The organism is Methylobacterium sp. AC315 (genome assembly GCF_979253755.1).
Genome location: NZ_CEEDEA010000034.1, coordinates 1 through 25,629, shown reverse-complemented (window position 1 = coordinate 25,629; position 25,629 = coordinate 1). Strand labels below are relative to the sequence as shown.

At 71.9% G+C, this 25,629-nt stretch carries 20 protein-coding genes and 2 pseudogenes; 11 read left to right on the top strand and 11 right to left on the bottom strand.

What is annotated here, in order from left to right; all coding sequences use genetic code 11:
* Positions 1-53: 53 nt before the first annotated feature.
* The 3 genes from AC0IY0_RS27150 to AC0IY0_RS27140 all read right to left on the bottom strand — a co-directional run bounded on the left by AC0IY0_RS27150 (position 54) and on the right by AC0IY0_RS27140 (position 5,713).
* Positions 54-3,209, bottom strand: coding sequence for an efflux RND transporter permease subunit (locus tag AC0IY0_RS27150; RefSeq protein WP_471766216.1), 3,156 nt, complete (start codon positions 3,207-3,209; stop codon positions 54-56).
* The gene (locus tag AC0IY0_RS27145; protein WP_147909120.1) at positions 3,202-4,332 is read right to left on the bottom strand and encodes an efflux RND transporter periplasmic adaptor subunit; all 1,131 of its coding nucleotides are present in this window, start codon (positions 4,330-4,332) and stop codon (positions 3,202-3,204) included. The genes AC0IY0_RS27150 and AC0IY0_RS27145 overlap by 8 nt, the downstream gene beginning before the upstream one ends.
* A gap of 115 nt (positions 4,333-4,447) precedes the next feature.
* Complete coding sequence (locus tag AC0IY0_RS27140; RefSeq protein WP_187278607.1) at positions 4,448-5,713, bottom strand: sensor histidine kinase; 1,266 nt, start codon at positions 5,711-5,713, stop codon at positions 4,448-4,450.
* A gap of 174 nt (positions 5,714-5,887) precedes the next feature.
* Here AC0IY0_RS27140 and AC0IY0_RS27135 point away from each other — a divergent pair, with 174 nt between their 5' ends.
* The 7 genes and pseudogenes from AC0IY0_RS27135 (at position 5,888) to AC0IY0_RS27105 (ending at position 11,979) form a co-directional block, all read left to right on the top strand.
* Positions 5,888-6,151, top strand: a complete 264-nt coding sequence (locus tag AC0IY0_RS27135) for a hypothetical protein (RefSeq protein ID WP_147909119.1) — start codon at positions 5,888-5,890, stop codon at positions 6,149-6,151.
* 109 nt (positions 6,152-6,260) lie between these two features.
* The gene (locus AC0IY0_RS27130) at positions 6,261-6,482 is read left to right on the top strand and encodes a hypervirulence associated TUDOR domain-containing protein (protein WP_147941338.1); all 222 of its coding nucleotides are present in this window, start codon (positions 6,261-6,263) and stop codon (positions 6,480-6,482) included.
* 120 nt (positions 6,483-6,602) lie between these two features.
* Positions 6,603-7,103: a (2Fe-2S)-binding protein gene (locus AC0IY0_RS27125; protein WP_147941337.1), complete on the top strand. Its 501-nt coding sequence runs from the start codon at positions 6,603-6,605 to the stop codon at positions 7,101-7,103.
* Positions 7,100-8,140 carry an FAD binding domain-containing protein gene (locus tag AC0IY0_RS27120; RefSeq protein ID WP_147941336.1) on the top strand — a complete coding sequence of 347 codons (1,041 nt, stop codon included), beginning with the start codon at positions 7,100-7,102 and terminating at the stop codon, positions 8,138-8,140. Before AC0IY0_RS27125 ends, AC0IY0_RS27120 begins: the two co-directional genes overlap by 4 nt.
* Positions 8,141-8,151: 11 nt before the next feature.
* Positions 8,152-10,410 (top strand): xanthine dehydrogenase family protein molybdopterin-binding subunit, encoded by a 2,259-nt coding sequence (locus AC0IY0_RS27115; RefSeq protein WP_147941335.1) that lies wholly within the window; start codon positions 8,152-8,154, stop codon positions 10,408-10,410.
* Positions 10,411-10,617: 207 nt separating this feature from the next.
* Positions 10,618-10,923, top strand: a pseudogene (locus AC0IY0_RS27110) (sugar ABC transporter permease YjfF); the annotation flags it as partial.
* Between the two features lie 108 nt (positions 10,924-11,031).
* Positions 11,032-11,979, top strand: coding sequence for a dihydrodipicolinate synthase family protein (locus AC0IY0_RS27105; RefSeq protein WP_419828428.1), 948 nt, complete (start codon positions 11,032-11,034; stop codon positions 11,977-11,979).
* Between the two features lie 90 nt (positions 11,980-12,069).
* Here the strand turns inward: AC0IY0_RS27105 and AC0IY0_RS27100 are convergent.
* A pseudogene (locus tag AC0IY0_RS27100) lies at positions 12,070-12,573 on the bottom strand (membrane-bound PQQ-dependent dehydrogenase, glucose/quinate/shikimate family); the annotation flags it as partial.
* 70 nt (positions 12,574-12,643) lie between these two features.
* The gene (locus AC0IY0_RS27095; protein WP_147941926.1) at positions 12,644-13,930 is read right to left on the bottom strand and encodes an efflux RND transporter periplasmic adaptor subunit; all 1,287 of its coding nucleotides are present in this window, start codon (positions 13,928-13,930) and stop codon (positions 12,644-12,646) included.
* Positions 13,931-14,204: 274 nt separating this feature from the next.
* Between AC0IY0_RS27095 and AC0IY0_RS27090 the strand changes: the two genes are divergently transcribed.
* The 3 genes from AC0IY0_RS27090 to purD all read left to right on the top strand — a co-directional run bounded on the left by AC0IY0_RS27090 (position 14,205) and on the right by purD (position 17,254).
* Positions 14,205-15,437, top strand: a complete 1,233-nt coding sequence (locus AC0IY0_RS27090; protein WP_419828427.1) for an oxalate decarboxylase family bicupin — start codon at positions 14,205-14,207, stop codon at positions 15,435-15,437.
* 136 nt (positions 15,438-15,573) lie between these two features.
* A complete protein-coding gene (locus AC0IY0_RS27085) occupies positions 15,574-15,882 on the top strand; it encodes a hypothetical protein (RefSeq protein ID WP_147909108.1) in 309 nt (102 codons plus the stop codon).
* 94 nt (positions 15,883-15,976) lie between these two features.
* A complete protein-coding gene (gene purD / locus AC0IY0_RS27080) occupies positions 15,977-17,254 on the top strand; it encodes a phosphoribosylamine--glycine ligase (protein ID WP_147941452.1) in 1,278 nt (425 codons plus the stop codon).
* 64 nt (positions 17,255-17,318) lie between these two features.
* Here the strand turns inward: purD and ggt are convergent, their stop codons facing one another.
* Both ggt and AC0IY0_RS27070 read right to left on the bottom strand, forming a co-directional pair.
* The gene (ggt, locus tag AC0IY0_RS27075) at positions 17,319-19,088 is read right to left on the bottom strand and encodes a gamma-glutamyltransferase (protein WP_471766215.1); all 1,770 of its coding nucleotides are present in this window, start codon (positions 19,086-19,088) and stop codon (positions 17,319-17,321) included.
* A gap of 223 nt (positions 19,089-19,311) precedes the next feature.
* Positions 19,312-20,322: a 1-aminocyclopropane-1-carboxylate deaminase gene (locus tag AC0IY0_RS27070; protein ID WP_147941450.1), complete on the bottom strand. Its 1,011-nt coding sequence runs from the start codon at positions 20,320-20,322 to the stop codon at positions 19,312-19,314.
* 197 nt (positions 20,323-20,519) lie between these two features.
* Between AC0IY0_RS27070 and AC0IY0_RS27065 the strand changes: the two genes are divergently transcribed.
* A complete protein-coding gene (locus AC0IY0_RS27065; protein WP_147941449.1) occupies positions 20,520-20,984 on the top strand; it encodes an Lrp/AsnC family transcriptional regulator in 465 nt (154 codons plus the stop codon).
* Positions 20,985-20,997: 13 nt separating this feature from the next.
* Here the strand turns inward: AC0IY0_RS27065 and AC0IY0_RS27060 are convergent, their stop codons facing one another.
* From AC0IY0_RS27060 to AC0IY0_RS27045, 4 genes are all read right to left on the bottom strand, one after another.
* Positions 20,998-21,183 carry a hypothetical protein gene (locus tag AC0IY0_RS27060; protein WP_419828425.1) on the bottom strand — a complete coding sequence of 62 codons (186 nt, stop codon included), beginning with the start codon at positions 21,181-21,183 and terminating at the stop codon, positions 20,998-21,000.
* Between the two features lie 65 nt (positions 21,184-21,248).
* Positions 21,249-22,592 (bottom strand): replication-associated recombination protein A, encoded by a 1,344-nt coding sequence (locus AC0IY0_RS27055; RefSeq protein WP_471766214.1) that lies wholly within the window; start codon positions 22,590-22,592, stop codon positions 21,249-21,251.
* 87 nt (positions 22,593-22,679) lie between these two features.
* Positions 22,680-24,137 (bottom strand): Do family serine endopeptidase, encoded by a 1,458-nt coding sequence (locus AC0IY0_RS27050; protein ID WP_147941447.1) that lies wholly within the window; start codon positions 24,135-24,137, stop codon positions 22,680-22,682.
* A 140-nt stretch (positions 24,138-24,277) separates the two neighbouring features.
* The gene (locus tag AC0IY0_RS27045; RefSeq protein ID WP_419828424.1) at positions 24,278-24,775 is read right to left on the bottom strand and encodes a Ros/MucR family transcriptional regulator; all 498 of its coding nucleotides are present in this window, start codon (positions 24,773-24,775) and stop codon (positions 24,278-24,280) included.
* Positions 24,776-25,629: the final 854 nt, after the last annotated feature.

The window sequence follows — 25,629 nt, the reverse complement described above, 5'->3', positions numbered from 1 at the left end:
CCGGATTGCTGCACCGCCGCGGACTGGTCCGACGCCGCAGGCTCGGGCCCTCCTCAGGCGGCCTCCGCGTCCAGCCCCCTCCCCGGCCCCGGAGTCCGGAACCGGGCGAAGCGCAGGGCGAGCTCGGGCAGGATTGCCAGGGTGAGCAGCGTCGCGGTGACGAGGCCGCCCAGGATCACCAGCGCCATCGGGCCCTCGATCTCCCGGCCGGGCTCGCCCGCCCCCAGCGCCAGCGGCAGCAGGCCGAGGCCGGTGACCAGGGAGGTCATCAGGATCGGCACCATCCGGTCGGCGGCGCCCTCCACGGCGGTAGCCCGGTCCCAGGGGCGGCCCGCCTGCACCAGCTGCTCGTAATGGGCGATCATCATCACGCTGTTGCGCAGGCTGATGCCCGACAGGGTGACGAAGCCGACGATCGAGCCCAGGGACAGCACGCCCCCGGTGAGCACGATCGCGGCCACCCCACCGAGACCCGCGAAGGGCAGGGTCACCAGCACCAGCAGCAGGTTGGCCCCCGACCCGGTCACCACGGCGAGCAGCAGCACGATTCCGAATCCGGCGAGCGCGGCATGGGCGAGGAGGTCGGTGCGGGCCTGCGCCTGCGCCTCCGCGGCCCCCGCGAAGGCGACGTAGACGCCCTCCGGCAGGCGCACCGACCGGGCGATCTTGGCGCGCGCCGCCGCCACGAAGCCGGCCACGTCCCGGCCCTCGACGCCCGCCGTCACGGTCTGGACCCGCTGGGCGCCCTGGTGCTGGACCTGGTAGCGGCCGGTGCTCTCGTAGATGTCGGCGACCTGGGACAGCCGGACGTAGCGCCCGCCCGGATTGCGCAGGGGCAGGTCGCCCAGCGCGCTGAGCCGGCCGCGGGACCGGGCGTCGAGGATCACCAGCACGTTGAACACCGCGTTGCCGACATAGGTCTGGCCGACCGTGTCGCCCTGGTAGGCGGTGCGCACCGCCTCCAGCACCTCGATCGCGTCGAGGCCCCAGTGGCGCAAGTCCGCGGGACGCAAGGAGGCGGTCACCTGCGGCAGCCCGGCCGGGGCGGCGAGCTGCACGTCCCGGGCCCCCCGCACCTCGGCGAGTTCGCGCGCCACCGCCCGGGCGGCGGCCTCGATCCGGGGCAGGTCGTCGCCGACGAGGTTGACCACCACGGGCGCGGTGTGGCCCGAGACCGTCTCCTCGATCCGCTCGGTCAGGAAGGTCTTGAGCGAGAAGGCCGCGCCCGGGAAGCCGGCCGTGAGGGCGCGGATCCCGGCTTCCGTGGCCCGCTGGGCCGCGCCGTCGAGGCCGGGCTCGAGGTCGATATGGATCTCGCTGTAATGGGTGCCGGCCGTGTCCTGCCCGGCCTCGGCCCGGCCGATCTGCGCCGCCACGGTCCGGACCCCCGGGATGCCCTTGAGGCCCGCGGTGATCAGGCCGCCCAGCCGCTGGGATTCCTGCAGGGCGGTGCCGGGGGCCGCCGCCATGTGCAGGATCAGGTGGCCCTCCTTCAGGTCGGGCAGGAAACTGGCGCCGAGGCGGGGCACCAAAGCCAGGCCGGCCAGCACCGCGAGCGCGCTCAGGGCGATCGCGGTGCGCGGTACCCGCCCGATCCCGGCGAGCAGCGCCCGGTAGGCCGCCCGGCAGAGGCGCACCACCGGCGGGTCGGCGGCCCCGGTGGCCCCGGGCCCGGCGAGCAGCAGCAGGGCGAGGGCGGGCGTCACCGTCAGCGCCACCAGCAGCGAGGCCAGCACGGCGGCGATGTAGGCGAGCGCCAGGGGGCCGAACAGGCGGCCGGCGACGCCGGTGAGCGCCAGCACCGGCAGGAACATCAGCAGCACCGCCAGGGTCGCGTACGCGACCGCGCCGCGCACCTCCAGGATGGCGTCGAACACCACCCGGGCCGCGCCGGCTTCCCAGCCCTCTGCCCGGCCCTTCGCCCGGCTCTCGCGCAGGCGCCGGGCGACGTTCTCGACGCCGATCACCGCGTCGTCCACCACCTCGCCGATGGCGAGCGCCAGCCCGCCGAGCGTCATGGTGTTGAGGCTCTCGCCCCAGGCCTGGAGGGCGAGCGCCGCGGCGATCAGCGAGAGCGGGATCGCGGCCGCGCTGATCAGGGCCGTGCGCCAGTCCGCCAGGAAGACCAGCAGGACGACGACCACCAGGGCGCCGCCCAGCAGCAGGGCCTGGAGGACGTTGCCGTTGGCGACGTCGACGAAGTTCGCCGGCCGGAACAGGTCCGCATGCAGGCTGATTCCGGCCCGGGCCAGAGCCGGCCGCAGCTCCGCCAGGGCCGCCTCGAGGCGGCCGGTGACCGTCCTGGTGTCGACGCCGACCTGGGCGCCGACCATCAGCAGCACGCCGGGCTTGCCGTCGACCAGGGCGGCGCCGATCGCCGGCTCGGGGGCCGCCAGGACGGTGGCGACGTCGGCCAGGACCACGCTCGCCCCGCCCTCGTTGACCAGCACGGTGCGCCCCAGCGCCTCCGGGGTGAGCGACTGCCCCTCGGTGCGCAGGACCACCCGCTGGCTGGGCGTGTCCACGAAGCCGGCGCCCCGCACCCCCGTGGCCTTGCGGGCGGCCGCCAGCACGTCGTTGAGCCCGACCCGGTAGCGGATCAGGTCGTCGGGGCGGACCTGCACCTGGAGCGAACGCACGGCGCCGCCATAGACCGAGACCTGCGCGATGCCCGGCACCGCCTGGAGGCGCAGCCGCACCGTCCAGTCGGCGAGCGTGCGCAGGTCCATGGCGCTGCGGCTGTCCGAGGTCAGCCCGATCAGCAGCACCGTCGAGGTGGAGGAGGTCAGCGCCGTCATGGCGGGCGCCATGACGCCCTGGGGCAGCCGGCCGGCCAGGGCCGCCAGCCGTTCGTTGACCCGCTGGCGCACCCGGTCGACGTCGCTGCCGGCCCGGAACGCGGCGCTGATCACCGACAGGCCCTGGATCGAGGAGGAGCGCAGGGTCTCCAGCCCGGGCAGGCCGCCCACCGCCCCCTCGATCGCCTGGGTGACCAGGACCTCGACCTGCTCCGGATCGAGGCCGGGCGCCTCGGTCTGGATCGTCACGGTGGGCGGCGCGAATTCCGGGAACACGTCGTAGCGGGCGCTGCGCAGGGCGTAGAGCCCGAACGCCAGGAGCGCGCAGGCCAGGGCCAGCACCACGCGCGGGCGCCGCACCGAGAACCCGACCAGCCCGGCCTGGGGGCCGCCCGTGAGACGCTCAATCATCGTCGTCGCCGGAGACCCGGATCTGGCCCTTCATCTCCTCGGAGAGCAGCGCCTGGCCGCCCCTGAGCACGATCTCGCTGCCGTCCGGCAGGTCCTCGACCACGAAGGAATCGGCCGAGAGCGGCGCGTCGGCCCGGACCGGGTGGCGGACGAATCCGCCCTGTGGCACGCCCCGGTAGACCCAGGTTCCCCCCTCCCCGTGCACCACCGCGTCCTCCGGGACCAGCACCCCGGTGGCCGAGCGGGCGGCGGGCAGGAACGCCATCGTGCTCATGCCCGGCAAGAGGCCGCCCTCCCCGGAGACGAGGTAGAAGAAGCTCTGGCCCTGGATCCGCGGATCGGTGCGGGTCGCCGGGGAGACCAGGCGCAGGGGCACCCGGACGCTCTGCGGCGGCACCTCCGCGAAGGCCGAGTCCGGGGCCGGGTTCAGGGCCTCGCCCGGCGGCAGGGTCACCTGCATCAGGAAGTCGGCGCGCTCGATCAGGCGGGTGACCAGCGGCGCCCGCTCGACGATGCCCCGGCCGAGCACCGGCCCCCATTCCTGCTGGGCGGTGGCCGCCAGGGTGCGCAGCTGCGATTCGGCGGCCGTGACGGCGGCCCGGTCGGTCAGCACGGTGGCCTCGACGGTCTCGATCTGGGCGGCCGCCATGGTGGCGGGGCCGAGGCTGCGGGCCCGCCGCGCGGCGCTGGCCGAGACCTCGGCCCGGGCCCGGGCGGTCTGGAGCGCGGCCATCGCGCCGGCATACGCGTTGGTCAGCTCCGTCACCCGGGCGAGGTCGAGGACGCTGCCATAGGCGGTGAGCTCCTGGCGGTGGGGTTTGGCCGGCAGGATGGCGGTCTCCAGCCCGATCCGGGCGCGCTCCTCCGGGGTGAGCCGCACGATCGTGCGCCCGTCCTCCACGGCGACCCGCGCAGCCTCAGCCTTCGGCTCCGGCGCGGCGGCGGGCGCGTCCGGCAGGATGCTCCTGGAGAGTTCGGCCAGCGGAGCGAGCGCGCGCAGGCCCCGGGCGCGCAGGTCCGGCCCGGCGAGGGCGAGGGCGGCAAGGATACCGGCCAGGGCACCGGCAAGGACGAGGATTCCCGCCAGGGCCAGCCCTGCCGGCAGCACGCGCCGCCGTCGCATCCCGCCCCCTCCCGCAAACGCCGCTCTGGGGGTGCCCCGGCGGTGATTGCCACTTTTGCCCGGTTTCTTCGTCCGAATCTACCTGAACTTCAGGGCTGCCGCCGGGGCGGGCGGTTCAGGCCGTCAGGGGCACTTCGAGCCGGAAGCAGGCGCCCTGCCCCGTCTGCGGCACCGTGAGCGTGCCGCCGAGCTGCCGGGTCAGGCTGCCGACCACCCGCATGCCGAGGCTCTTCGAGCTACGCCCGATCTCGAAATCCGCCGGCAGGCCGACCCCGTCGTCGGCGACCTCGACCACGAGGGCGTCGAGCGCGCGCTCGGTGCGGACCCGGATCGCGCCGCCCTTCGGATGGGTCTGGGGCGGGTAGGCGTATTTCAGCGCGTTGGTGACGAGCTCGTTGACCAGGAGCCCGATCGGGATCGCCCGGTCGGCCGAGATCCGCTGCTGCGCCGCCGTGCAGGTGAGGGTCTGGCCCGGGGCGCCGCTGTCGAGGTTGGCCACCAGCTTCTCCAGGAAAGGCGCGAGGTCGAGCTCGCCGGGCACGCCCTCCCCGTCCCCGTCCCCGATCTTGTCGCCGGTCCTGTCTCCTTGCCGCCAGAGCTGGTCGTGGACGCCCGCGATGGCCTCGACGCGGCTGCGCGCGTCCGACAGGGCCGCGTGCACGGCGGGCTCGGCCTCGGCGGCGCGGGCCTGGAGGGCGAGCAGGCTCGCCACGATGGCGAGGCTGTTCTTGACCCGGTGGCTCATCTCGCGGGCGAGCAGGTCCTGCCGGGCGAGCGCGGCGCGCAGCAGGCTCTCGGTGCGCTGGCGCTCGATCGCGCCGCCGAGCAGGTTGGCGAAGCCCTGCATGAAGGCGATGTCGGATTCCTCGAACATGCCCTCGCGGGTGTCGTCTACCTCCAGCACCCCGAAGGCCCCGTCCCGGTTCTCGATCAGCACGTTGATCGCCCGGCGGATGCCGTGGTCGGCCATCAGCTGGGGCGTGCGGAACCGGGTCTCCTCGGCGAGGTGGTTCGAGATCACCGGCCGGCCGGTCTTGAGGGCGAAGCCCGCCGGGGAGGCGAGGTCGGCCCCGACCCGGGCCTGCCCGATCACGTCCGGCCCCCAGCCGACGCCGGCGCGCACCAGGAGCGCGTCCTCGCCGCGGCGGTATTCCAGCGCCTTGCAGAACTCCGCGCCCATCCCCTGGGCGCACAGGTCCGCGGCCCGCTGCAGCAGGTGGTCGACATCGGTGCCGCGCAGGGCCTCGACCCCGAACTCGGACAGGATCACCTGCTGGCGCAGGCGGTAGCCGAGATCGGGGGGCGTGAGGCCGGGCGCGGCAGGATCCGCCTGCGCGTCGGGGCTGAGTTCCACTTCGGTCTGGTCGCCTGTCGTCGTCATGAGGGCGGCAGAGTAGCAGGAAGCGTGTCCCGGGGCGAAGCCGGCTTGTCGGTCCGGCCACGCTCCGCCGGTGGCGCCGTCGTCGCACCCGATCGTCGCACCCTTGCTCGCCCCCGGACCCCGCCGGCGCCGGGCGGCGTTCCATCAGTCCCACCCGTCTCGAAGGATGGCACGATGGCCGACGATGTGAACGGACTCTCCGACAAGGCGCTCTCGATCTTCGCCTTCGCGGCCTATCACCGCCTGGTCAGCGGCGAGCGGGTCACCTCGGTCATCCGCAAGGACGGCGCCGGCCACGAGGCCGACCCGGCGGGCGTGAGGGAGCTGGAGGAGCGCGGCCTCGTCACCGTCGGCGAGACCGACATCGACCTCGGCGACACCGCCCAGGCGACCGTGGAGGCGATGGTCGCGGCTTTGCGCGGGGCAGTCGGGCGCTGAGGCCGCGCCTCGGCCTCGGATCGCTCGGCTGCGGCATCCCGGCCGTGGAAGCCCGGGAACGCCCCCGCCCCCGGCGGCCTTCTCCCGCACCAGACGATGGAGCGCGCGGATGAGCAAGGCGGACGTGAAGGCCGGGGACGACGTGACCTACAAATGGGGCAAGGGCACCGTCGAAGGCGAGGTGACCAAGGTCCACACCAAGGACGTCGAGAAGACGATCAAGGGCAACACGGTCAAGCGCGAGGCCTCGAAGGACGAGCCCGCCGTGGAGATCGAGACCACCAAGGGCAAGACGGTTCTGAAGTCCGTCTCCGAGGTTAAGGTCAAGTAAGCCGATCCGCGCAGCACCCCGCGGTGTGAGATGGCGCACATGATCCCCGCTCCGGGCCTCGCCGGTGGCGGGGTCCCGGCTATCTGTAACGGTTCCAGCCTTTGCCAGCCGGGACCCAGCATGAATATTCCCCTCCGGCTTACCCTGAACGGGCAAGCCCGCGAGATCGCCCTCGACGATCCGCGCGTCACTCTCCTCGACCTCCTGCGCGAGCGGCTCGGCCTGACCGGCGCCAAGAAGGGCTGCGACCGCGGCCAGTGCGGCGCCTGCACGGTGCTGGTGGACGGGCGGCGGATCAATGCCTGCCTCACCCTCGCCGCGAGCCTCGACGGCGCCGAGATCCTGACCATCGAGGGTCTGGCCGAGGGCGACCGGCTGCACCCGGTCCAGGCCGCCTTCATCGCGCATGACGGGTTCCAGTGCGGCTTCTGCACCCCGGGCCAGATCATGAGCGCGGTCGGGCTGATCCGCGAGGGCCAGGCCGGCATCGATCCCGAGCGCATCCGCGAGGGCATGAGCGGCAACCTCTGCCGCTGCGGCGCCTATGCCGGCATCCTCGACGCGGTGCAGGAGGCGTCGCGCCCCACCGGACAGGTCGAGCATCGGGAGGACGCGGCGTGAGGATCTTCGACTACATCCGCCCTGCGAGCCTGCCGGAGGCCGTCGCGGCCGGGCAGGTTCCCGACACCGCCTATCTCGCCGCCGGCACCAACCTGGTCGACCTGATGAAGGGCGGCGTCACCGCCCCCGCCCGGATCGTCGACATCACCCGGCTGCCAGGCCTCTCCAGCATCGAGCGTCTGAATGACGGCGGCACCCGTATCGGGGCGCTCGTGCGCAACAGCGACCTCGCCTACGACGCGATGGTCGAGAAGACCTACCCGATGGTGGCCGAGGCCCTACTGGCCGGCGCCTCGGCACAGCTGCGCAACGCCGCCACGGTGGGCGGCAACCTCATGCAGCGCACCCGCTGCCCGTTCTTCACCGACGCAGTCTCCAACTGCAACAAGCGCGAGCCCGGCTCCGGCTGCGCCGCGCTGGGGCACGCCACCCGGATCCACGCCGTCCAGGGCTGGAGCGAGCAGTGCATCGCCACCAACCCGTCTGATTTCTGCGTGCCGCTCGCTGCCCTCGATGCGGTCGTCGAGATCGCCGGGCCGGACGGCGCCCGGGAGGTGCCGCTGACCGCGTTCCACACTCTCCCCGGCGACCATCCGGAGCACGAGACGGCGCTCCGCCCGGCCGAGCTGATCACCGCCGTGCGGCTGCCGCCCGAGGCGGCGGCGTTCCAGGGTCACGCCCGCTACCTCAAGGTCCGCGACCGCACCTCCTACGCGTTCGCGGTGGTCTCGGCCGCCGCCGCCCTCACGCTCGACGGCGAAAAGATCGGCCAGGCCCGGCTCGCCTTCGGCGGGCTGGCGCTCAAGCCCTGGCGGGTGGAGGCGGCCGAGGCGGCGCTCGCCGGCCAGGCGCCCTCCCCCGAGGCCTACGCCAGGGCCGCCGCCCTGGCCCTCGACGGCGCCAAGCCCACCGGCGAGGCCAACGCCTTCAAGATCGAACTCGCCCGCCGCGTCGCGGTGCGGGCGCTGACCCTCGCGGCCGCCGGGACGCCTGCCCGGATCCCGGCGCTCCCCGCCTCCCCGTTCGGCATCGTCTGAGGACAGACCGCATGACCGCGACCGCAACACCCCAGAACTCCGCCGCCGGCACCCGCCACGGCTCCAGCATCGGCCAGCCGCTGACCCGGCGGGACGGGCCCCTCAAGGTGACCGGCCAGGCCCGGTTCTCCGCCGACAACCTGCCCCCCGGCACGCTGCACGCGGCGCTCTGCGTCGCCCGGATCGCCAAGGGCCGGGTCACCGGCCTGAACCGGGCGGCCGCCGAGGCCCATCCGGGCGTCGTCGCGGTGATGACCCCGGAGAACGCCCCACACCTCGCCCAGGACCCGGACGCCAAGGCCGGACCGTTCATCTTCCGCCTCGACCTGCTGCAGAACGACCGGGTCCGCTACGCCAACCAGCCGATCGCCGTGGTGATCGCCGAGACCCTCGAGGCCGCCACCGAGGGCGCGCGGTTGCTGGCGCCGACCTACGCGACCGAGACGCCGCGCATCGGCCTCGATTCCGGCGACGTGTTCACCCCGGATTCGGTGGGCGTCGGCGCGCCTCCGTCTGAGAGCGACGGCGACGTCGAGGCGGGCCTGGCATCCGCCTCGCGCACCATCGCGGCCACCTACGAGACCCCGGCCCAGTACCACAACGCCATGGAGCCGCACGCGGCCCTGGCCCAGTGGGACGGCGATCGGCTGACCCTGCACATGCCGACCCAGGGGCTGGCGATCTCGCAGGGACGGCTCGCCGGGCTGTTCGGGATCAAGCCCGACGACATCCACATCGAGAGTCCCTATCTCGGCGGCGGCTTCGGCTCGAAGGGCGTGCCTTCGGGGCCGCAGGTGCTGGCCTGCATGGCGGCCCGGATGGTCGGGCGGCCGGTCAAGCTCGTGCCGACCCGCTCCCAGATGTACGGCCCGATGGGCCATCGCGGCCCGACCCGGCAGACGCTCCGGCTCGGCACCGACGCGGCCGGCAAGCTCACGGCGCTCGACCACCACATCCTGACCGCCTCCTCGAGCTTCGACGACTTCTTCGAGCCGGCCGGCCGGGCGACCAGCACCCTCTACGCCAGCCCGGCCATCGCGATCCGGCACGAGGCGGTACGGCTCGATACCGGCACGCCCCTGTTCATGCGCGCCCCCGGCGAGGCCACCGGCAGCGTCGCCCTCGAGAGCGCGCTCGACGAGATGGCCCACGAACTCGGCATGGACCCGCTGGAGTTCCGGCTCGCCAACTACGCCGAGGTCGAGCCGATCACCGGCAAGCCGTTCTCGTCCAAGGCCCTGCGTGCGTGTTACCAGCGCGGCGCCGAGGCGTTCGGCTGGGCCGGACGCCCGCTCCAGCCCCGCCAGACCCGGGACAAGGACGGCTTCCTGGTCGGCATCGGCATGGGCACCGCCACCTTCCCGGCCCTGATCTTCGAGGGCATGGCCCGGGCCGAGATCCGCGCCGACGGCACCGGCACGGTGGAACTCGGGGCGATCGACATGGGCCAGGGCGCCTGGACCGCGCTCGCCCAGATCGCCGCCGACGGGCTCGGGATCGGCATGGAGGCCCTCACCTTCCGGATGGGGTCTTCCGACCTCCCGAATGCCGGCATTGCGGGCGGCTCCGGCCACACCGCCACCGCCGGCAACGCGATCCACGCCGCATCCCAGGACGTGATCGCCCAGCTGGCCAAGCTCGCCACCGACGACCCTGCCTCCCCGCTCTACGGCGCCGGCAATGCCGGGGTCACCGCGGCGGGCGGGCGCCTGACCCGGCAGGACGACCCGAGCCGGAGCGAATCCTTCGCCGACATCCTGAAGCGGGCCGGGCGGGCCAGCATCGAGGGCCAGGGCAAGGCCGGGGCCGACCCGGCCGCGCAGAAATCCTACGCGATGCACGCCCACGGCGCGGTCTTCGCCGAGGTGCGGGTCGATCCCGATCTCGGCCAGATCCGGGTCAGCCGGCTGGTCGGCGCCTTCGCGGCCGGCCGGGTGATCAACCCGCGGCTGGTCCAAAGCCAGTATTACGGCGGGATGATCTGGGGCCTGTCCTTCGCCCTGCACGAGCGGGCCGAGATGGACCCGCGTACCGGCCGCTTCCTCAACGACAACCTAGCCGAGTACCACCTGCCGGTGAACGCCGACATCCCGGCCATGGAGGCGATCCTGGTCCACGAGGACGATGCGATCGTGAACGCGCTCGGCGTGAAGGGCGTCGGCGAGATCGGCATCACCGGCACCGTCGGCGCCATCGCCAACGCGGTCTGGCACGCCACCGGCGTGCGGGTGCGCGAGATGCCGATCACCCTGGACAAGCTCCTGGGCTGATCCGTCCGGGCCGGACGGTGTGTTCCGTCCGGCTCTCGCGCTTCCGCCGGCTCGAACGATGAGAACCCTGCCCGATCGGGCGGGTTTTTTTGGTGTTTGACGGGCCGCTCCCCGACTGAGGGACCGCACAGGTTGGAGGCGCCACCTCTCCCGGGGCCTGCCAATTCACGCATCGGGTTCCCGGTGATGCGCACCTCGGAAACCCCGCTCGCGGCGGTGGGCGTCGCTCTCGACGCCATCGCCGCCGTGGTGATCGGCGGCACGCTGCTCACCCGCGGAGAGGGCGGCATCCCGGGCACGTTCCTGGGCGTGATGATCGGCGGCCTGGTTCAGACCGTCATCACCTTCGACGACACACTGTCGAGCTGGTTGACCAAGATCGCCATCGGCCTGCTGCTCATCGTCTTCATCGCCCAGCGGCAGGGCTCGGTGGCCCTGGCTGGGCGCCCCGGCCGGGCCCGCCCGCCCCCGCCCGGAACGGCAGCAGGCCGGCCGGCGGAGGCCCGTCCCTGACAGGACCGGATCTTTTTGGCAAAGCCGGGGACCACCTTTCGGGACGATGCTCTATGATCTTCCCCGCACGGCCGCCCCTCGAGCCGCGCGACGGAGGACAGAACCGGCATGCCCCTCACCAGCGATCTCCGCGGCGTCGTGCCGATCGCCCCGACGCCGTTCCACCCGGATGGCCGGATCGACGCGGTCTCCCTCGACCGGATGATCGACTTCTTCGGCGGTGCGGGTGTCGACGGCCTGACGATCCTGGGCCAGCTTGGCGAGGCCGGCAAGCTCGACCATGGCGAAGGGCTCGCCGTCGCGAGACAGGTCCTCGGGCGCACCCGCCTTCCGGTGATCGTCGGCGTGACGGCGCCGGGCTTCGCGGCCATGCGGGCACTCGCTCGCGAGGTGATGGAGATGGGCGCGGCCGGCGTGATGATCGCACCGCCGAATACCCTGCGCACCGACGACCAAGTGGTCGGCTATTACCGCAACGCCGTCGAGGCGATCGGCTCGGACGTCCCCTTCGTGCTTCAAGACTATCCCCTCACCTTCTCGGTGCAGATGACGCCCGGCGTGATCCGCCGGATCGTGTCCGAGAGCCCCTCATGCGTGATGCTCAAGCACGAGGACTGGCCGGGGCTGGAAAAGATCTCGACCCTGCGGGGCTTCGAGGCGGACGGCTCGATGCGCCACATCGCGATCCTGGTCGGCAATGGCGGCCTGTTCCTGGATTTCGAGACCGAGCGCGGCGCCGACGGCGCCAACACGGGCTACGCCTTCCCGGAGATGCTGGTCGACGTGGTCCGCCTCGGCCGGGCGGGGGAGCGCGACGCCGCCCACGACCTGTTCGACGCCCACCTGCCCTACCTGCGCTACGAGCAGCAGCAGGGCCCGCTCGGGCTCGCGGTGCGCAAATACGTGTTCCAGCGCCGGGGGATCTTCTCGTCCGACGCCCAGCGCAAGCCGTCCCAGGCGCTCACCCCGCAGGCCAAGGCCGAGGTCGAGTACCTGCTGGCCCGCCTCGCCCGCACGGATCCGCGGGCGAAGCTTATGGAGTCCCAAGGTCTGTGATCGGTCAGGGCTCCGCCCTGGCGACCCGCCAGAGCGCGGAGCCCTTTGGAAACCCCGTTCGGGCGCTCAGTCGAGCCGGTAGGCGATGACCTAGTCGCCCGGCGTGGTGCCGAGGGAGCCGTGGCCGCCGGCGGCGATCACGACGTATTGCCGGCCGTTGCCCTGGTAGGTCATCGGGGTCGCCTGCCCGCCCGCCGGCAGCGTCATGGACCAGAGGGTCTCTCCTTTCTGCATGTCGTAGCCGCGGATCAGGTCGTCCAGGGCGGCGCCCGCGATGGCGACCCCGCCGGCCGTGGTCAGGGTGCCGCCATGGGCCAGCATGCCCATCTCGAACCGGATCGGGAACGTGATGCCGGCGATCTTCCGGCCGGCCGCGGTACCGCTGCGGTGCCTCCACGCGGTGGTGCCGTCCGCGAGGTTCACCCCGACCCGCACGCCCCAGGGCGGCGCGTTGCAGGGCACGCCGAGCGCCGAGCGCATGTGGGCGATCGACACTGCGTAGGAGCCGCCGAGCTTCTCGTTGCCGGGCTTCGAGTCCGGGTCGGTGGAGAACGGGCGCTTGTTCGGCTCGGCCTCCGGGCGCCGATGCAGCTGGTTGGTTTCAGGCTGTGCGGATCGACGGGCCGGGGGCGGCCCTCACGTCCGAACCCTCACGTCCCAGTCTTCACGTCTCAGTCTTGCCCTCCGGCCGCAGGGCGACCGGGTCGCCGTCGCGCAGCGACGCCGGCGGCCCGACCACGACCCGCTCGCCGCCGGTCAGGCCGGTGCGCAGCTCCAGCACCGTCCCGGTCTGACGGAAGATCGTCACCGGGCGCATCCGCACCACATGACCACTCTCTGCGCCGGCCTCCACCACCGCCACCCGGGTGCCGTCCTGATCGAAGATCAGGGCGTCGTTCGGGACCGACACCGCCGGGGACACCCGGGGGATCGCCAGGGTGAGGGTGATGTAGAGGCCGGCCTGCAGGACCCGGTCCGGGTTGGGGATGTCGACCTGCGTCACCAGGGTGCGCGAGGCGTGGAGCAGGGTCGTGGACGAGCGCGAGACCCGGCCGGGGAAGACCTGTCCGGGGCGCTGCGCCACCTCGGCCTTGGCCTCCAGGCCGTCGCGGATTCCGTCGGCCGCGTACAGCGGCACGTTCACCGCCATGCGCAGCACGTCGTCCCGGGCCAGCGTCAGCAGCGGCGCGCCCGTGTTGGTGTCCGCCGTGACCGCGTCGCCGACATCGGTGTTGCGGGTGGTCACGACCCCGTCGAAGGGCGCGCGGATCTGCTCGAAGCCGGTCAGGACCTTGAGCCGGGCGACCTGGGCCTCCTGGGCGGCGATGTTGGCCTCCGCGACCTTCACGGCCGCCTTGACCGCGTCGACGTTGGCGCCCTGCGCCAGCACCCCGGCCTGCGCAGTGTCGGCGTTCTGCCGGGTCTCGGTGCCGCTGCCGGCCAGCGTCGAGGTCCGCCGGTTGGTCACGTCCGCGAGGTGGCGGTTGGCCTCGGCCTGGTCGACCATGGCGCGCGCCTGGATCAGCGCCGCCTGCAATTGCAGCACCTGCGATTGCGCCTGGACGAGCTGCTGGTCGAGGTCGGGCGCGCTGATCCGGAACAGCAGGTCGCCCTTCTTCACGTGCGAGCCGATATCGACCTTGCGCTCGACGATGTAGCCGGTCGCCCGCGGATAGAGGCTCGCCGTGTCGAAGGCCTGGGTGGTGCCGGTCTGGGTCAGGCTGAGCGTGTCGGAGGCCTGCCGGGCCATGGCCACCCGCACGGTCTGGAGCTTCTTGGCCGCCTGCGGCGGGCTCGATGCCCGGGACGGGTCCGGCCAGTGGCGGTAGCCCAGGAGCCCGACGGCCGCCAGCGCCAGCAGGCCGACCCACAGGCGGCCGCGCCGCGCGGGGCCGCCGGCCGCATCCGGCGCAGCTGATGCGCGCGCGGCTGAACTGTCCCGGTCCGCCATCTGGTCCTCGGGTCGCGTCGAACGTCCGCCTGGCAGGGGCGATCCGGCCTGCGGCCGGCGTCCGCCAACCGGGACACGTTCAAGAGTGTATTCAAGTCATAGACCAGGCCCGGGGTCCGGGCGAGATGCCGCAGCGCACGATCCTGTGCTGGATCCTCCGATGCCGCGGCCGGTTACCCTCGCGACGGGGCTGGATACCGACCCCTGCTCCCAGACGCGCCGCCGCCGGACCGGTCCCCCTCTTCGGCGGCGCGCTCCAACAGGCCGACACGCGATGACCGAGATCTCCCGGCGCTCCATGATTGCCGCCGCGGGCGGTGCAATGATGGCGTCCCCCGCCCTGGCGCAGCCCGCCGCCGCGCCCCTCGCCGCCCCTCCGCCGCAGCGGGGCACCAAGGGCGCCGACATCCTGGGCCCGTCCAACGGGCCCCGCGCCGCCGAGGAGCCGTTCACCCAGGCGCCGCCGGCCACCGACCACGGCACGATGCCGAACCTGAAATGGTCGTTCACCGACAGCCACATGCGCCTGGAGGAAGGCGGCTGGGCGCGCCAGACCACTGTGCGCGAACTGCCGGTCTCCAAGGCCATGGCCGGGGTCAACATGCGGCTCAAGGCCGGCGTGGTCCGCGAGATGCACTGGCACAAGGAAGCCGAGTGGTCCTACATGATCAAGGGCAAGGCCCGGATCACCGCGATCGACCAGGACGGGCGCACCTTCGCGGACGATGTCGGCGAGGGCGACCTCTGGTACTTCCCGGGCGGCATCCCGCACTCGATCCAGGGGCTCGCGGCCGACGGGGTCGACGGCTGCGAGTTCCTGCTGGTGTTCGACGACGGCGGCTTCTCGGAAGATTCGACCTTCCTGCTGACCGACTGGCTGGCCCACACCCCCAAGGACATCCTGGCCAAGAATCTCGGGGTGCCCGAGAGCGCACTGGCCAAAATCCCCGACAAGGAGCTCTACATCTTCCCCGGGCCGACCCCCGGCCCGCTCGCGGCCGACCTGATGGGGGGCGCCGGCCAGATCCCAAAGAAGTTCAGCCACCGGATGCTGGCGCAGGAGCCGATCCGCACCAAGAGCGGGCGCGTGCGCATCACCGATTCCACGGTGTTCCCGGCCTCGGTGACGATCGCGGCGGCGCTGGTCGAGGTCGAGCCCGGGGGCCTGCGCGAGCTGCACTGGCACCCCAACAGCGACGAGTGGCAATACTACCTCTCGGGCAAGGGCCGGATGACGGTGTTCGGCTCGGAATCGAAGGCCCGCACCTTCGACTACCAGGCCGGCGACGTCGGCTACGTGCCCTTCGCCATGGGCCATTACATCGAGAATACCGGCGACACGACGCTGACCTTCCTGGAGATGTTCAAGAGCCCGCGCTACGCCGACATCTCGCTGAACCAGTGGCTCGCGCTGACCCCGCATCCCCTGGTGCAGGCCCATACCGGGCTGGATCCCAAGCAGCTCGACGCCCTGCCGCAGACCAAGACGCCGGTCGTGCCGGGTTGACGTGGCCGGAGCGCTCGCCGACGAAGTGGAGGCCGGTTCGGCGTCCGCGAGCGCGTCACCATAACGCTTGGAACTTGATCGAGCCTCGATGCGTCGATGGAATGGACAGTATTCAAGCCTGATCACGGAGAAACCGATGCGCGCCCTCGCCCGCGCGTTCCTCGCCCTGGCACTCGCCCTCCCGGCGGGCGCCGCCTGGGCGCAGGTCCAGCCGAACGACCCGAACGCGGCCAATTCCTCGTTCGCCCTGCAGAGCCAGATCCGCACCCTCAACCAGCAGCGGGTTTCCGACTACAACACGTTGAACCAGCAGTTCCAGCGCAACGTCCAGTACCAGCCCCACGGGCCGTATTACGGGGTCTACGGCGGGCGCCGGGTCGGCCGGCATGGGATCGCGCGGGCGCCCCGGGGCGGGGTCAACACCAGCGTGTGCATCGGCTGCTGACCGTCCCGGGTCCGGGCATAGCGGGGACAGCCCGAAAAAAACCTTTTCCCGTCCGCACGCTTGGCCCAGAAGCAGGGCCCATGGTGGCGCGCGCATGAACATTCTGCTGATCGGCTCGGGGGGACGCGAGCACGCGCTGGCCTGGCGCTTGGCCAAGAGCCCGCTCTGTACCCGCCTGTTCACGGCCCCGGGCAATCCCGGCACCGCCCGCCACGGCACCAACCTGCCCGACCTCAAGGTCACCGACCACGCCGCGGTGGCGGCCTTCTGCGCCGCCGAGTCGATCGGCCTCGTGGTGGTCGGGCCCGAGGCGCCGCTGGTCGCCGGTCTGGTCGACGACCTGAAGATCGCGGGGATTCGCACCTTCGGGCCGACCCGCGACGCGGCGCGGCTCGAGGGCTCCAAGGGCTTCACCAAGGACCTCTGCGCCGCCTGCGGGATCCCGACCGCCGCCTTCGCGCGCTTCACCGCCCTGGAGCCGGCGCTCGCCTATGTCCGCCGGGAGGGCGTCCCGATCGTCGTGAAGGCCGACGGCCTCGCGGCCGGCAAGGGCGTCACCGTCGCCGAGACGCTGGACCAGGCCGAGGACGCGCTGGCGTCGCTGTTCGAGGATCCCGGCGCCGAGGTGGTGGTCGAGGAATGCCTGTTCGGCGAGGAGGCGAGCTTCTTCGCGCTGTGCGACGGCACCCGGGCGATCCCGCTCGGCACCGCGCAGGACCACAAGCGCGTGTTCGACGGCGACCGCGGCCCCAACACCGGCGGCATGGGCGCCTATTCCCCGGCCCGGGTCGTGACCCCGGAGATCGAGGCCCGGGTCATGGCCGAGATCATCCTGCCGACGTTGGCCGGCATGCGGGCGCGCGGCTGCCCGTTCACGGGCATTCTCTACGCTGGCCTGATGCTCACCGCGGACGGCCCCAAGCTGATCGAGTACAACACCCGCTTCGGCGATCCCGAGGCGCAGGTGCTGATGCCGCGCCTCGCCTCCGACCTCGTGCCGGCTTTGCTCTCGGCCAGCGAGGGCGACCTCTCCGGGGTCACGCTGGAATTCGACGCCCACCGGGCCGCGCTCACCGTGGTGATGGCGGCCGCCGGGTATCCGGGGGCCGTGGTGCGGGGCTCGGTGATCCGGGGCGTCGACGGGGCCGAGGGCGACGGCGTCTTCGTGTTCCAGGCCGGCACCCGCGACGAGGGCGGCCAGCTGCTCGCCGACGGTGGCCGGGTGCTGGCGGTCACGGCCGTCGGCGACAGCGTCACCGACGCCCAGGACCGCGCCTACGCGGCGGTGGCCCGGATCGACTGGCCGGAAGGGTTCTGCCGCCGCGACATCGGCTTCCGGGAAGTGGCCCGGGAAGCCGCGGACCGGGGCTGAAATCCCGGTACCTCGGGGGCTCCGCCTCCGAAGCGCCGCCGAAGGGCCCGCCCTTGGGAACCCGTTACTCGCCGATCGCGGCGCCGGCCGGCCTCCGGTTGTCGTTGGCGCCGTAGAGCAAGCCTGGGCGCATGCGCTCGGTGCGGGTCGCGTCGTTGCCCGAGGAGGCCGCGTCGGTGGGCTCCGGCACGGCGGCGCGGACCGCGATCAGCTCCTGCGCGCCCCAGGGTCTCTGCTCGACGATCGTGTGGCCCATGCCCCGCAGGATGCCTTGCGTGTCCGCCGAGAGCGCGAACGGCTCGGCATAGACCGTGTCGGGCAGCCATTGGTGATGGATGCGCGGGGCGTCCACCGCCTCCTGCGGCTCCATGCCGAAATCGAGCACGTTGATCAGCGTCTGGGCGTTGATCGTGATGATCCGGGAGCCCCCGGGCGAGCCCGCCACCAGGGCGACCTTGCCGTCCCGCAGCACGATGGTCGGCGCCATCGACGAGAGCGGGCGCTTGCCGGGCTCGATCGCGTTCCGGGCGCCCTGGACCAGGCCGAACAGGTTCGGCACCCCGGGCTTGACCGTGAAGTCGTCCATCTCGTCGTTGAGGAAGAACCCGGTCTCCCCGGCCATCACCCCGGCGCCGAAATAGCCGTTGATCGTGTAGGTCAGCGAGACCGCGTTGCCGGCCTTGTCCATCACCGAGATGTGGGTGGTCTCGGGCTTCTCCTGCGGGAGGCTTTCGGGGGCCGGGCGGATCTCGGCGGACGGGGTCGCACGGTCCGGCCGGATCGTGGCCCGGAGTTTGTCCGCGTAGGTCCGCGACAGCAGCTGCGCCACCGGGTTGGGCCCGAAATCCGGGTCGCCCAGCAGGACGTTGCGGTCGGCATAGGCGCGCCGCATCGCCTCGACCATCAGGTGCACGGTCCGGGCGGAATTGAAGCCGGCCGCCCGCAGGTCGTAGCCGTCGAGGACGTTCAGGACCTCGCACAGCGTCGTGCCGCCGGACGAGGGCGGGGGCGCCGACAGGATGGTGGCGCCCCGGTAGCGGCAGGTCAGCGGCTCGGATTCGGTCACCGTGTAGGCGGCGAAGTCCGAAGCCGTCAGCAGGCCGCCCCCGGCCCGGGACGCCGCCTCGACCTGGCGGGGGATCTCGCCCGTGTAGAACGCGTCCGAGCCGCCCTCGGCGATGGCCTGGAGGGTGCGGGCGAGGCCGGCCTGGACCATCCGGTCGCCGGGCCGCCAGGACGTGCCGTCCGGGCGCAGGAAGACGCGGGCGACGTTGGCCTGCCCGGCAAACAGCTTCGCGCCGAAATCCAGGATGTCGGTGTCGCCCCGGGTGAGCACGAAGCCGTCCCGGGCCAGCGCCACCGCCGGGGCCATCACCTTGGCCAGCGACAGGGTGCCGTATTCCGCGAGCGCAGTGTTCAGGCCGAGCACGGTGCCGGGCACGCCCGCCGCCTTCCAGCCGCGCAGGCTCGCGCCCTTCACGACGCTGCCGTGGGCGTCGAGATACATGTCGCGGCTGGCCGCCGCGGGCGCCTTCTCGCGGAAATTGATGAAGCGGCTCTGTCCGTCGGCCCGGTGCAGGACCAGGAAGCCGCCGCCGCCGATATTGCCGCAGCACGGGTTCACCACCGCCTCGGCATAGGCTACGGCCACCGCGGCATCGACGGCGTTGCCGCCGGCCTTCAGGATGTCGGCGCCGACCTGAGAGGCCAGGCGCTGGGACGACACCACCATGCCGTTCTCGGCCTCCACGGCCGGTCCCGAGGCGGCCCGCGCCCCGGGGCCTCCGAGGACGACGAGAAGCCCGAGGAGCAGCGCGCGTGCCGGTGCGATCATCCAGGCTCTCTTCGATGCGGGTCCGGCGCTGCCATATAGGGGGCTGGGCGCGGGAGTCGCGGCTCCCAAGCCGAACCTCATCCTGAGGTGGTGCAGCGTAGCGGAACCGTCCAGTGAGCCGCGCGCGTCCTGGAGGGCTCCTTCGAGGCCCGGCGACCATCGATCGCCGGGCGCCTTGGGATGCGGGAGGCCGATGGGTGAGGCGGTTCGGCCGCTGCCGGGCTCAGCCGTTGCGGAACGTGTAGCTGTAGCCGTTCAGCGCCGGCGCGCCGCCGAGATGGGCGTAGAGGATCTTCGCGCCCTTCGGGAAGAAGCCCTTCTTCACGAGGTCGACCATGCCCTGCATGGATTTGCCCTCGTAGACCGGGTCGGTGATCATCCCCTCGAGCCGGGCCGAGAGGCGGATCGCCTCGACGGTCTCCTGCGAGGGCACGCCGTAGACCGGGTAGGCGTAATCCTCGTTGAGCACCACGTCGTCGGCGACGATGTCGCCCGCGCCGATCAGGGCGGCGGTGTTCTGGGCGATGTCGAGCACCTGGGCCTTGGTCTGGGCCGGGGTGCAGGAGGCGTCGATGCCGATGACGTTGCGGGCGCGCCCGTCGGCCGCGAAGCCCACCACCATGCCGGCATGGGTCGAGCCGGTCACCGTGCAGACCACCACGTAGTCGAAGCGCAGGCCCATCTCGGCCTCCTGGGCCCGAACCTCCTCGGCGAAGCCGACATAGCCGAGCCCGCCGTACTTGTGCACCGAGGCGCCGGCCGGGATCGCGTAGGGCTTGCCGCCCTCGGCCTCGACCTCGGCGAGCGCGCGCTTCCAGCTGTCGCGGATGCCGATGTCGAAGCCGTCATCCACGAGCTGCGTCTGGGCGCCCATGATCCGCGACAGGAGGATGTTGCCGACGCGGTCGTAGACGGCATCCTCGTGGGGCACCCAGGCCTCCTGGATCAGCCGGCACTTCATGCCGATCTTGGCGGCCACCGCCGCGACCATGCGGGTGTGGTTCGACTGGACGCCGCCGATCGAGACCAGGGTATCGGCCCCGCTCTTGATCGCGTCCGGCACGATGTATTCGAGCTTGCGCAGCTTGTTGCCGCCGTAGGCCAGGCCCGAATTGCAATCCTCACGCTTGGCGTAGATCTCGACCGCATCCCCCAGATGGGCCGAGAGCCGCTTGAGCGGCTCGATCGGCGTCGGGCCGAAGGTCAGGGGGTAGCGCTCGAACTGTTGCAGCATCGGGACTCTCCGGGTCTTCCGGCCGCCGGGATCGTTGTCCACCCGGCGCGGCCGCCTTCGGGGTACGGCGGAAAACTAACCCGGATCGCCTGAAAGGTGCTCTCGATCTCGGGCCGCCGATAGCCACGCGCTTGCATCGATTGCCGCAACGGATGAGAAATCATCCGAAATGCAGCCAAAAGATGAAAGAAATCGCCATGTCCGCAGGGCTCGATCGGATCGACCTCAAAATCCTGCGCCTGCTGCAGGCGGACGGGCGCATGGCCAATGCCGAGATCGCCGAGCGCTCCGGCACCAGCGCGGCGACCTGCCATCGCCGGATCCAGCGCCTGTTCACGGACGGATTCGTGCGGGCGGTCCGGGCGCTGGTCGATCCGGCCCGGGTCGGCCGCGGCACCCTGGTCTTCGTCGGCGTCGTGCTCGACCGCTCGACCCCCGAGAGCTTCTCCGAGTTCGAGGCCGCGGTACGGGCGATCCCGGTGCTGCTCGACTGTCACCTCGTGGCCGGCGATTTCGACTACATCCTGAAGATCCGCGTCTCCGACATGGCCGACTTCAACCGGCTCCACAGCGCCACGCTGATCGGCCTGCCCGGGGTGCGCCAGACCCGCACCTTCTTCGTGATGAAGGAGGTCATCGACAACGCGCCGCTGGACCTCTGACGCGGACCCGGTTTCAGGCGGTGTCGATGGCCGCCGGGCATATCACGATGGACGATGCGCGCCCCTTTCCCGGACAGGCGAGCGAAGCGGAACCGGGTCCGGGATCCCGCACGCAGAGCGCGGCGCAGCGGCACAGGATGGCATCGCGGCGGCGCAGGCGGACGCTTCGCTGCGTCTTGTGCGGGATCGCGAGGCGCATTCCGCTGACGCTCCACGCACCCGGGCAAGGGACGGCGCGCAGGCCATGTCCCGCGCAGGTCCGCCCTATTCCTCCCCGCGTCGTGCCTGGCGCAGGGCCTCCAAGCGGGCGAGGCGCTCGGCCAAGCGGGTCTCGTAGCCGCGCTCGGTGGGTGCATAGAGGTGCTGGCGGCCGAGCGCGTCGGGCCAGTAATCCTGGCCCGAGAAGGCGTCGGGCTCATCGTGGTCGTAGCGGTAGCCCTCGCCGTAGCCGATGCGCTTCATCAGCTTGGTCGGCGCGTTGAGGATGGTGCGGGGCGGCGCCAGGGAGCCGGCCTCCTTGGCGAGCCGCGTCGCAGCCTTGTAGGCGGTATAGACCGCGTTCGATTTCGGCGCGCAGGCCAGGTAGATCGCGGCCTGCGCCAGGGCCAGCTCGCCCTCGGGGCTGCCGAGGAAGTCGAACGCGTCCTTGGCGGCGTTGGCCACGACCAAGGCCTGCGGGTCGGCGAGCCCGATATCCTCCACCGCCATGCGCACGAGCCGGCGGGCGATGAACAGCCGGTCCTCGCCGGCATCGAGCATCCGGCACAGATAGTAGAGCGCCGCGTCCGGATCGGAGCCGCGCACGGTCTTATGCAGGGCCGAGATCAGGTTGTAATGGCCCTCCTGGGCCTTGTCGTAGATCGGCGCCCGCCGCTGCACGATGTCTTGCAACGCGTCCGCGTCGAGGGTCTCCCCCGGGCTGGCCGAGCGCCAGACTTCTTCCGCCAGGGTCAGCGCCGCGCGGCCGTCGCCGTCGGCCATCCGGACCAGCACGCCGCGGGCCTCCTCGGTGAGCGGCAGGGCCTGGCCGGTCAGGGCCTCGGCCCGGACCAGCAGCCGTGCGATGGCGCCCGGGTCGAGCGCCCGGAACAGCAGCACCCGGGCGCGGGACAGGAGCGCGGCGTTCAGCTCGAACGACGGGTTCTCCGTGGTGGCGCCGACCAGCGTGACCGTGCCGTCCTCCATCACCGGCAGGAAGGCGTCGAGCTGCGCCCGGTTGAACCGGTGGATCTCGTCGACGAACAGCAGGGTCGCCTGCCCGGTCGCCCGGCGCTTGCGCGCGGCCTCGAACACCTTGCGCAGGTCGGGCACGCCCGAGAAGATCGCCGAGATCTGCTCGAAATGCAGGTCGGTGCCCTGGGCCAGCAGCCGTGCCACCGTGGTCTTGCCGGTGCCGGGCGGTCCCCAGAAGATCAGCGATCCGAGGCTGCGTCCCCGCAGCAGGCGGGTGAGCGCCCCGCCCTCCCCGGTCAGGTGCTCCTGGCCGACCACCTCCGCGAGACTCTGCGGGCGCAGCCGGTCCGCGAGCGGGCGGCTGGCCTCCGCGACGGGGGCGTGGCCGGAATCCGGGGCCGCTGGGGGTTCGGCGGAGGCGAACAGGTCGGACATCCGCGCATCAACACCGGGCGCGGGCGGGGGCGCAACCCGGGAGCCGGGCCTTGCCCACGGCCATCGGCCGGATGCGCGCCGTCCGGCTCAGCCCCCGAACACCGAGGTCATGATCTCGCCGTTGCGGTTGATCACCACCTCCCAGGAATTGAGGGTGTTGCGGGTGACCCGGTCCAGGTCCTTGGTGGTCGCCACCGGCACGCCGTTGACCGCCACGATGATGTCGCCCTTCTGCAGCCCGAGCCGGCTGGCGATGGAGGTCTCGTCCACCGCCTGCACGGCCACGCCCTCGGCCGGGAAGTCGACCTGCAGCTCCTCGGCCACCGCCGGCGAGGTGTTGACCAGGCTCGCGCCCTGGAACGGCGAGCGGGTCTTCACCTTGAGCACGTCGCGGGGGCGCGTCTCCGGGGCGGGGGCGAGCTTGACCGCGACCGTCTGGCGGGCCGTGCCGCGCAGGATCCCGAAGCGGGTCTGGCCCTGGACACCCTTGAGGGCGAAGCGATAGCCGAACGCCTCCGGGTCGGCGACCTCCTGGCCGTCGATGGTCAGGATCAGGTCGCCGCGCTTCAGGCCGGCCTCGTCCGCGGGGCTCTTGGGCTGCAGGCTCGCCACCAGGACGCCGGTCGGATGGTCGAGGCCCATGCTGTCGGCGATGTCGGGGGTCACGCTCTGGATGCGCGCGCCGAGCCAGGGCCGGCGCACCACGCTCGCGCCGTCGCGGGCCGCGTCGACCACCGCCTTGACCATGCCCACCGGGATCGCGAAGCCGATGCCGTGGCTGCCGCCGGATTGCGAGTAGATCGCCGTGTTGATGCCGACCAGCTGGCCGCGCAGGTCGACCAGGGCGCCGCCCGAATTGCCCGGATTGATCGCGGCGTCGGTCTGGATGAAGTACTGGTAGTCCGCCGAGCCGACCTGGGTCCGCGCCAGCGCCGACACGATGCCCTGCGTCACGGTCTGGCCGACCCCGAACGGGTTGCCGATCGCCATCACGAAGTCGCCGACCTCCAGGGCGTCGGCATCGCCGAACGGCATCGGCACCAGGCCCTTCGGGGCTTCCTTGAGCTTGAGCACCGCCAGATCGGTGCGGGTGTCGCGCATCACGATCGTCGCCTCGAACTCCCGGCGGTCGGAGAGCGCGATGCGGACCTCGTTCATGTTGTCGATGACGTGGTTGTTGGTGATCACGAGGCCGTCGGCATCGACCAGCACGCCGGAGCCGAGCGACCGCTGGGCCCGGTCGCCCCGGGGGCCGCGGCCGCCCTCCGGCTCGCCGAAGAAGCGGCGCATGAACTCGTCCATGGCGCTGGCGCGCGCGGTGGAACGCTTCTCGACATGGGAGGCGTAGACGTTGACCACCGAGGGTGCGGCCCGCTTCACCACCGGGGCGAAGGACAGCTGGACGTCGCTCCGGCTGAGGGGCACCACCTTGGCCGTCCCCTCCTTGGAGGCGGCAGGAGCCTCCGTGCGGGCCATCTGCGCCCCGGCGGGGCCGGCGGCCAGCAGGGTTGCGACGAGGGCGGGCAGGACGGGGCGGATCAGCATGCAGGGCTCCGGCGGCAGGTCGGGCGCGCCGTCCGGATCGGCGGCGGCGCACCGTGCGGCCTTACGCTATCGGAGCCGATTGCGGCAGGCCCGCGACGCCGTCGCCGGAAGAGCCGGGCGGCCCCGGCCGTCAGGGCCGTTCAGGCGTCTTCCTTGCGGCGCACGGTGCGCTTCTTCGGCTGTTCGGGGGCCTGCGCGACCGGCTCGGGCTGGGATGGCGGCGCGGCGGATTTCCGGCGCTGCTGGCCGAGGCCGAGCGAGCGGGCGAGCTGCGAGCGCTGCGCGGAATAGCTCTGGGCGGTCATCGGGTAATCGGCATCGAGGCCCCACTTGGCGCGATAGGCTTCCGGGGTCAGGCCGCGCAGGGTGAGATGGCGGCGCAGGGTCTTGTAGGGCTTCCCGTCCTCGAACGAGATCAGGAAGTCGGGCGTCACCGAACGCCGGATCTCCTGCGTGGTCGCCTTGGTGGGGGCCGCGACGGCCGCGCCGCCGGTGTGGACGCCCTGGATCGCGCCGTGGATGTCGCTGAGCAGTTTCGGCAGATCCGCGCTCTGCACGTGGTTGTTGCTCACATAGGCCGAGACGATCTCGGATGCGAGCGTAACGAAGCGGCTCCTGTCGCCATCGCGTTGAGTCATATCGTGTACGCCGCCTTCTTGTGATGTCCAAACTGGCCAGAACGCAAGAACAGCGTCGCGATCCTGCGGGCCGATACAATCGCTTTTCAATGACCCGTCAAGTCTCAAATTTTATATCGCGATATACATTCAGAAACAGGCCAAGAACAGGCGCATTGGACAATCAACCTCAAGGAACATAATAGCCCACCATCTTGCTTGTGCGCAATCGAACCTGCTTGGGCTCACGAACGGTTGGAGGTGAGCCGTCATCAATCGAGAGGATCTGGCTGGAAGATGTGAAATAAAGACCCTGTCTCATGCGAGATCGATATTCGGGTCTGCATTCGAACTGCAATGCGGAACGCCGGCATCACCGGGCGGCTGTGGCAGGGATTCCTGGCGCAACTCCAGCGTGCTTTTTCGCGCCGCAACCGTGAGGCTACAGCAATCCCCGCCTGTCACATCGGTCGCCCCGACCGCGGCTCCGGGACCACGCCGCGCGGGACGCACGTCGGCTGTCGGCGGCAACGCAGGACGCCCGTCCCACGTGCCGCCGATCGCGTGGCCCGGGATGACCGGTGCCGGATCGGGCTCGACGCACTTCGGAGCGTGGCCACGCGGTCTGTTCGACGTGGTCGAACGGTCAGGCCGAGAGGGGTGAGCCCATCACGCCGCAGCGCCCCGGTTCAGAGCCGTCCGCCCGGCAGACCGCTTGGCAAGCCTTACGCCGAGCACGAAACAGCCGGTCCGCGTGAGCGGACCGGCTGTTTGGCTGGATCGTGGTGATCGTGTCTGTGTGTGTGTTTGGTTGCGGGGACAGGATTTGAACCTGTGACCTTCAGGTTATGAGCCTGACGAGCTACCGGGCTGCT

Bases quoted from the DNA above. Each gene is read 5' to 3' on its own strand.
- AC0IY0_RS27150 (WP_471766216.1), bottom strand. From the start codon at position 3,209: ATGATTGAGCGTCTCACGGGCGGCCCCCAGGCCGGGCTGGTCGGGTTC.
- AC0IY0_RS27145 (WP_147909120.1), bottom strand. From the start codon at position 4,332: ATGCGACGGCGGCGCGTGCTGCCGGCAGGGCTGGCCCTGGCGGGAATC.
- AC0IY0_RS27140 (WP_187278607.1), bottom strand. From the start codon at position 5,713: ATGACGACGACAGGCGACCAGACCGAAGTGGAACTCAGCCCCGACGCG.
- AC0IY0_RS27135 (WP_147909119.1), top strand. From the start codon at position 5,888: ATGGCCGACGATGTGAACGGACTCTCCGACAAGGCGCTCTCGATCTTC.
- AC0IY0_RS27130 (WP_147941338.1), top strand. From the start codon at position 6,261: ATGAGCAAGGCGGACGTGAAGGCCGGGGACGACGTGACCTACAAATGG.
- AC0IY0_RS27125 (WP_147941337.1), top strand. From the start codon at position 6,603: ATGAATATTCCCCTCCGGCTTACCCTGAACGGGCAAGCCCGCGAGATC.
- AC0IY0_RS27115 (WP_147941335.1), top strand. From the start codon at position 8,152: ATGACCGCGACCGCAACACCCCAGAACTCCGCCGCCGGCACCCGCCAC.
- AC0IY0_RS27105 (WP_419828428.1), top strand. From the start codon at position 11,032: ATGCCCCTCACCAGCGATCTCCGCGGCGTCGTGCCGATCGCCCCGACG.
- AC0IY0_RS27095 (WP_147941926.1), bottom strand. From the start codon at position 13,930: ATGGCGGACCGGGACAGTTCAGCCGCGCGCGCATCAGCTGCGCCGGAT.
- AC0IY0_RS27090 (WP_419828427.1), top strand. From the start codon at position 14,205: ATGACCGAGATCTCCCGGCGCTCCATGATTGCCGCCGCGGGCGGTGCA.
- AC0IY0_RS27085 (WP_147909108.1), top strand. From the start codon at position 15,574: ATGCGCGCCCTCGCCCGCGCGTTCCTCGCCCTGGCACTCGCCCTCCCG.
- purD (WP_147941452.1), top strand. From the start codon at position 15,977: ATGAACATTCTGCTGATCGGCTCGGGGGGACGCGAGCACGCGCTGGCC.
- ggt (WP_471766215.1), bottom strand. From the start codon at position 19,088: ATGATCGCACCGGCACGCGCGCTGCTCCTCGGGCTTCTCGTCGTCCTC.
- AC0IY0_RS27070 (WP_147941450.1), bottom strand. From the start codon at position 20,322: ATGCTGCAACAGTTCGAGCGCTACCCCCTGACCTTCGGCCCGACGCCG.
- AC0IY0_RS27065 (WP_147941449.1), top strand. From the start codon at position 20,520: ATGTCCGCAGGGCTCGATCGGATCGACCTCAAAATCCTGCGCCTGCTG.
- AC0IY0_RS27060 (WP_419828425.1), bottom strand. From the start codon at position 21,183: ATGCGCCTCGCGATCCCGCACAAGACGCAGCGAAGCGTCCGCCTGCGC.
- AC0IY0_RS27055 (WP_471766214.1), bottom strand. From the start codon at position 22,592: ATGTCCGACCTGTTCGCCTCCGCCGAACCCCCAGCGGCCCCGGATTCC.
- AC0IY0_RS27050 (WP_147941447.1), bottom strand. From the start codon at position 24,137: ATGCTGATCCGCCCCGTCCTGCCCGCCCTCGTCGCAACCCTGCTGGCC.
- AC0IY0_RS27045 (WP_419828424.1), bottom strand. From the start codon at position 24,775: ATGACTCAACGCGATGGCGACAGGAGCCGCTTCGTTACGCTCGCATCC.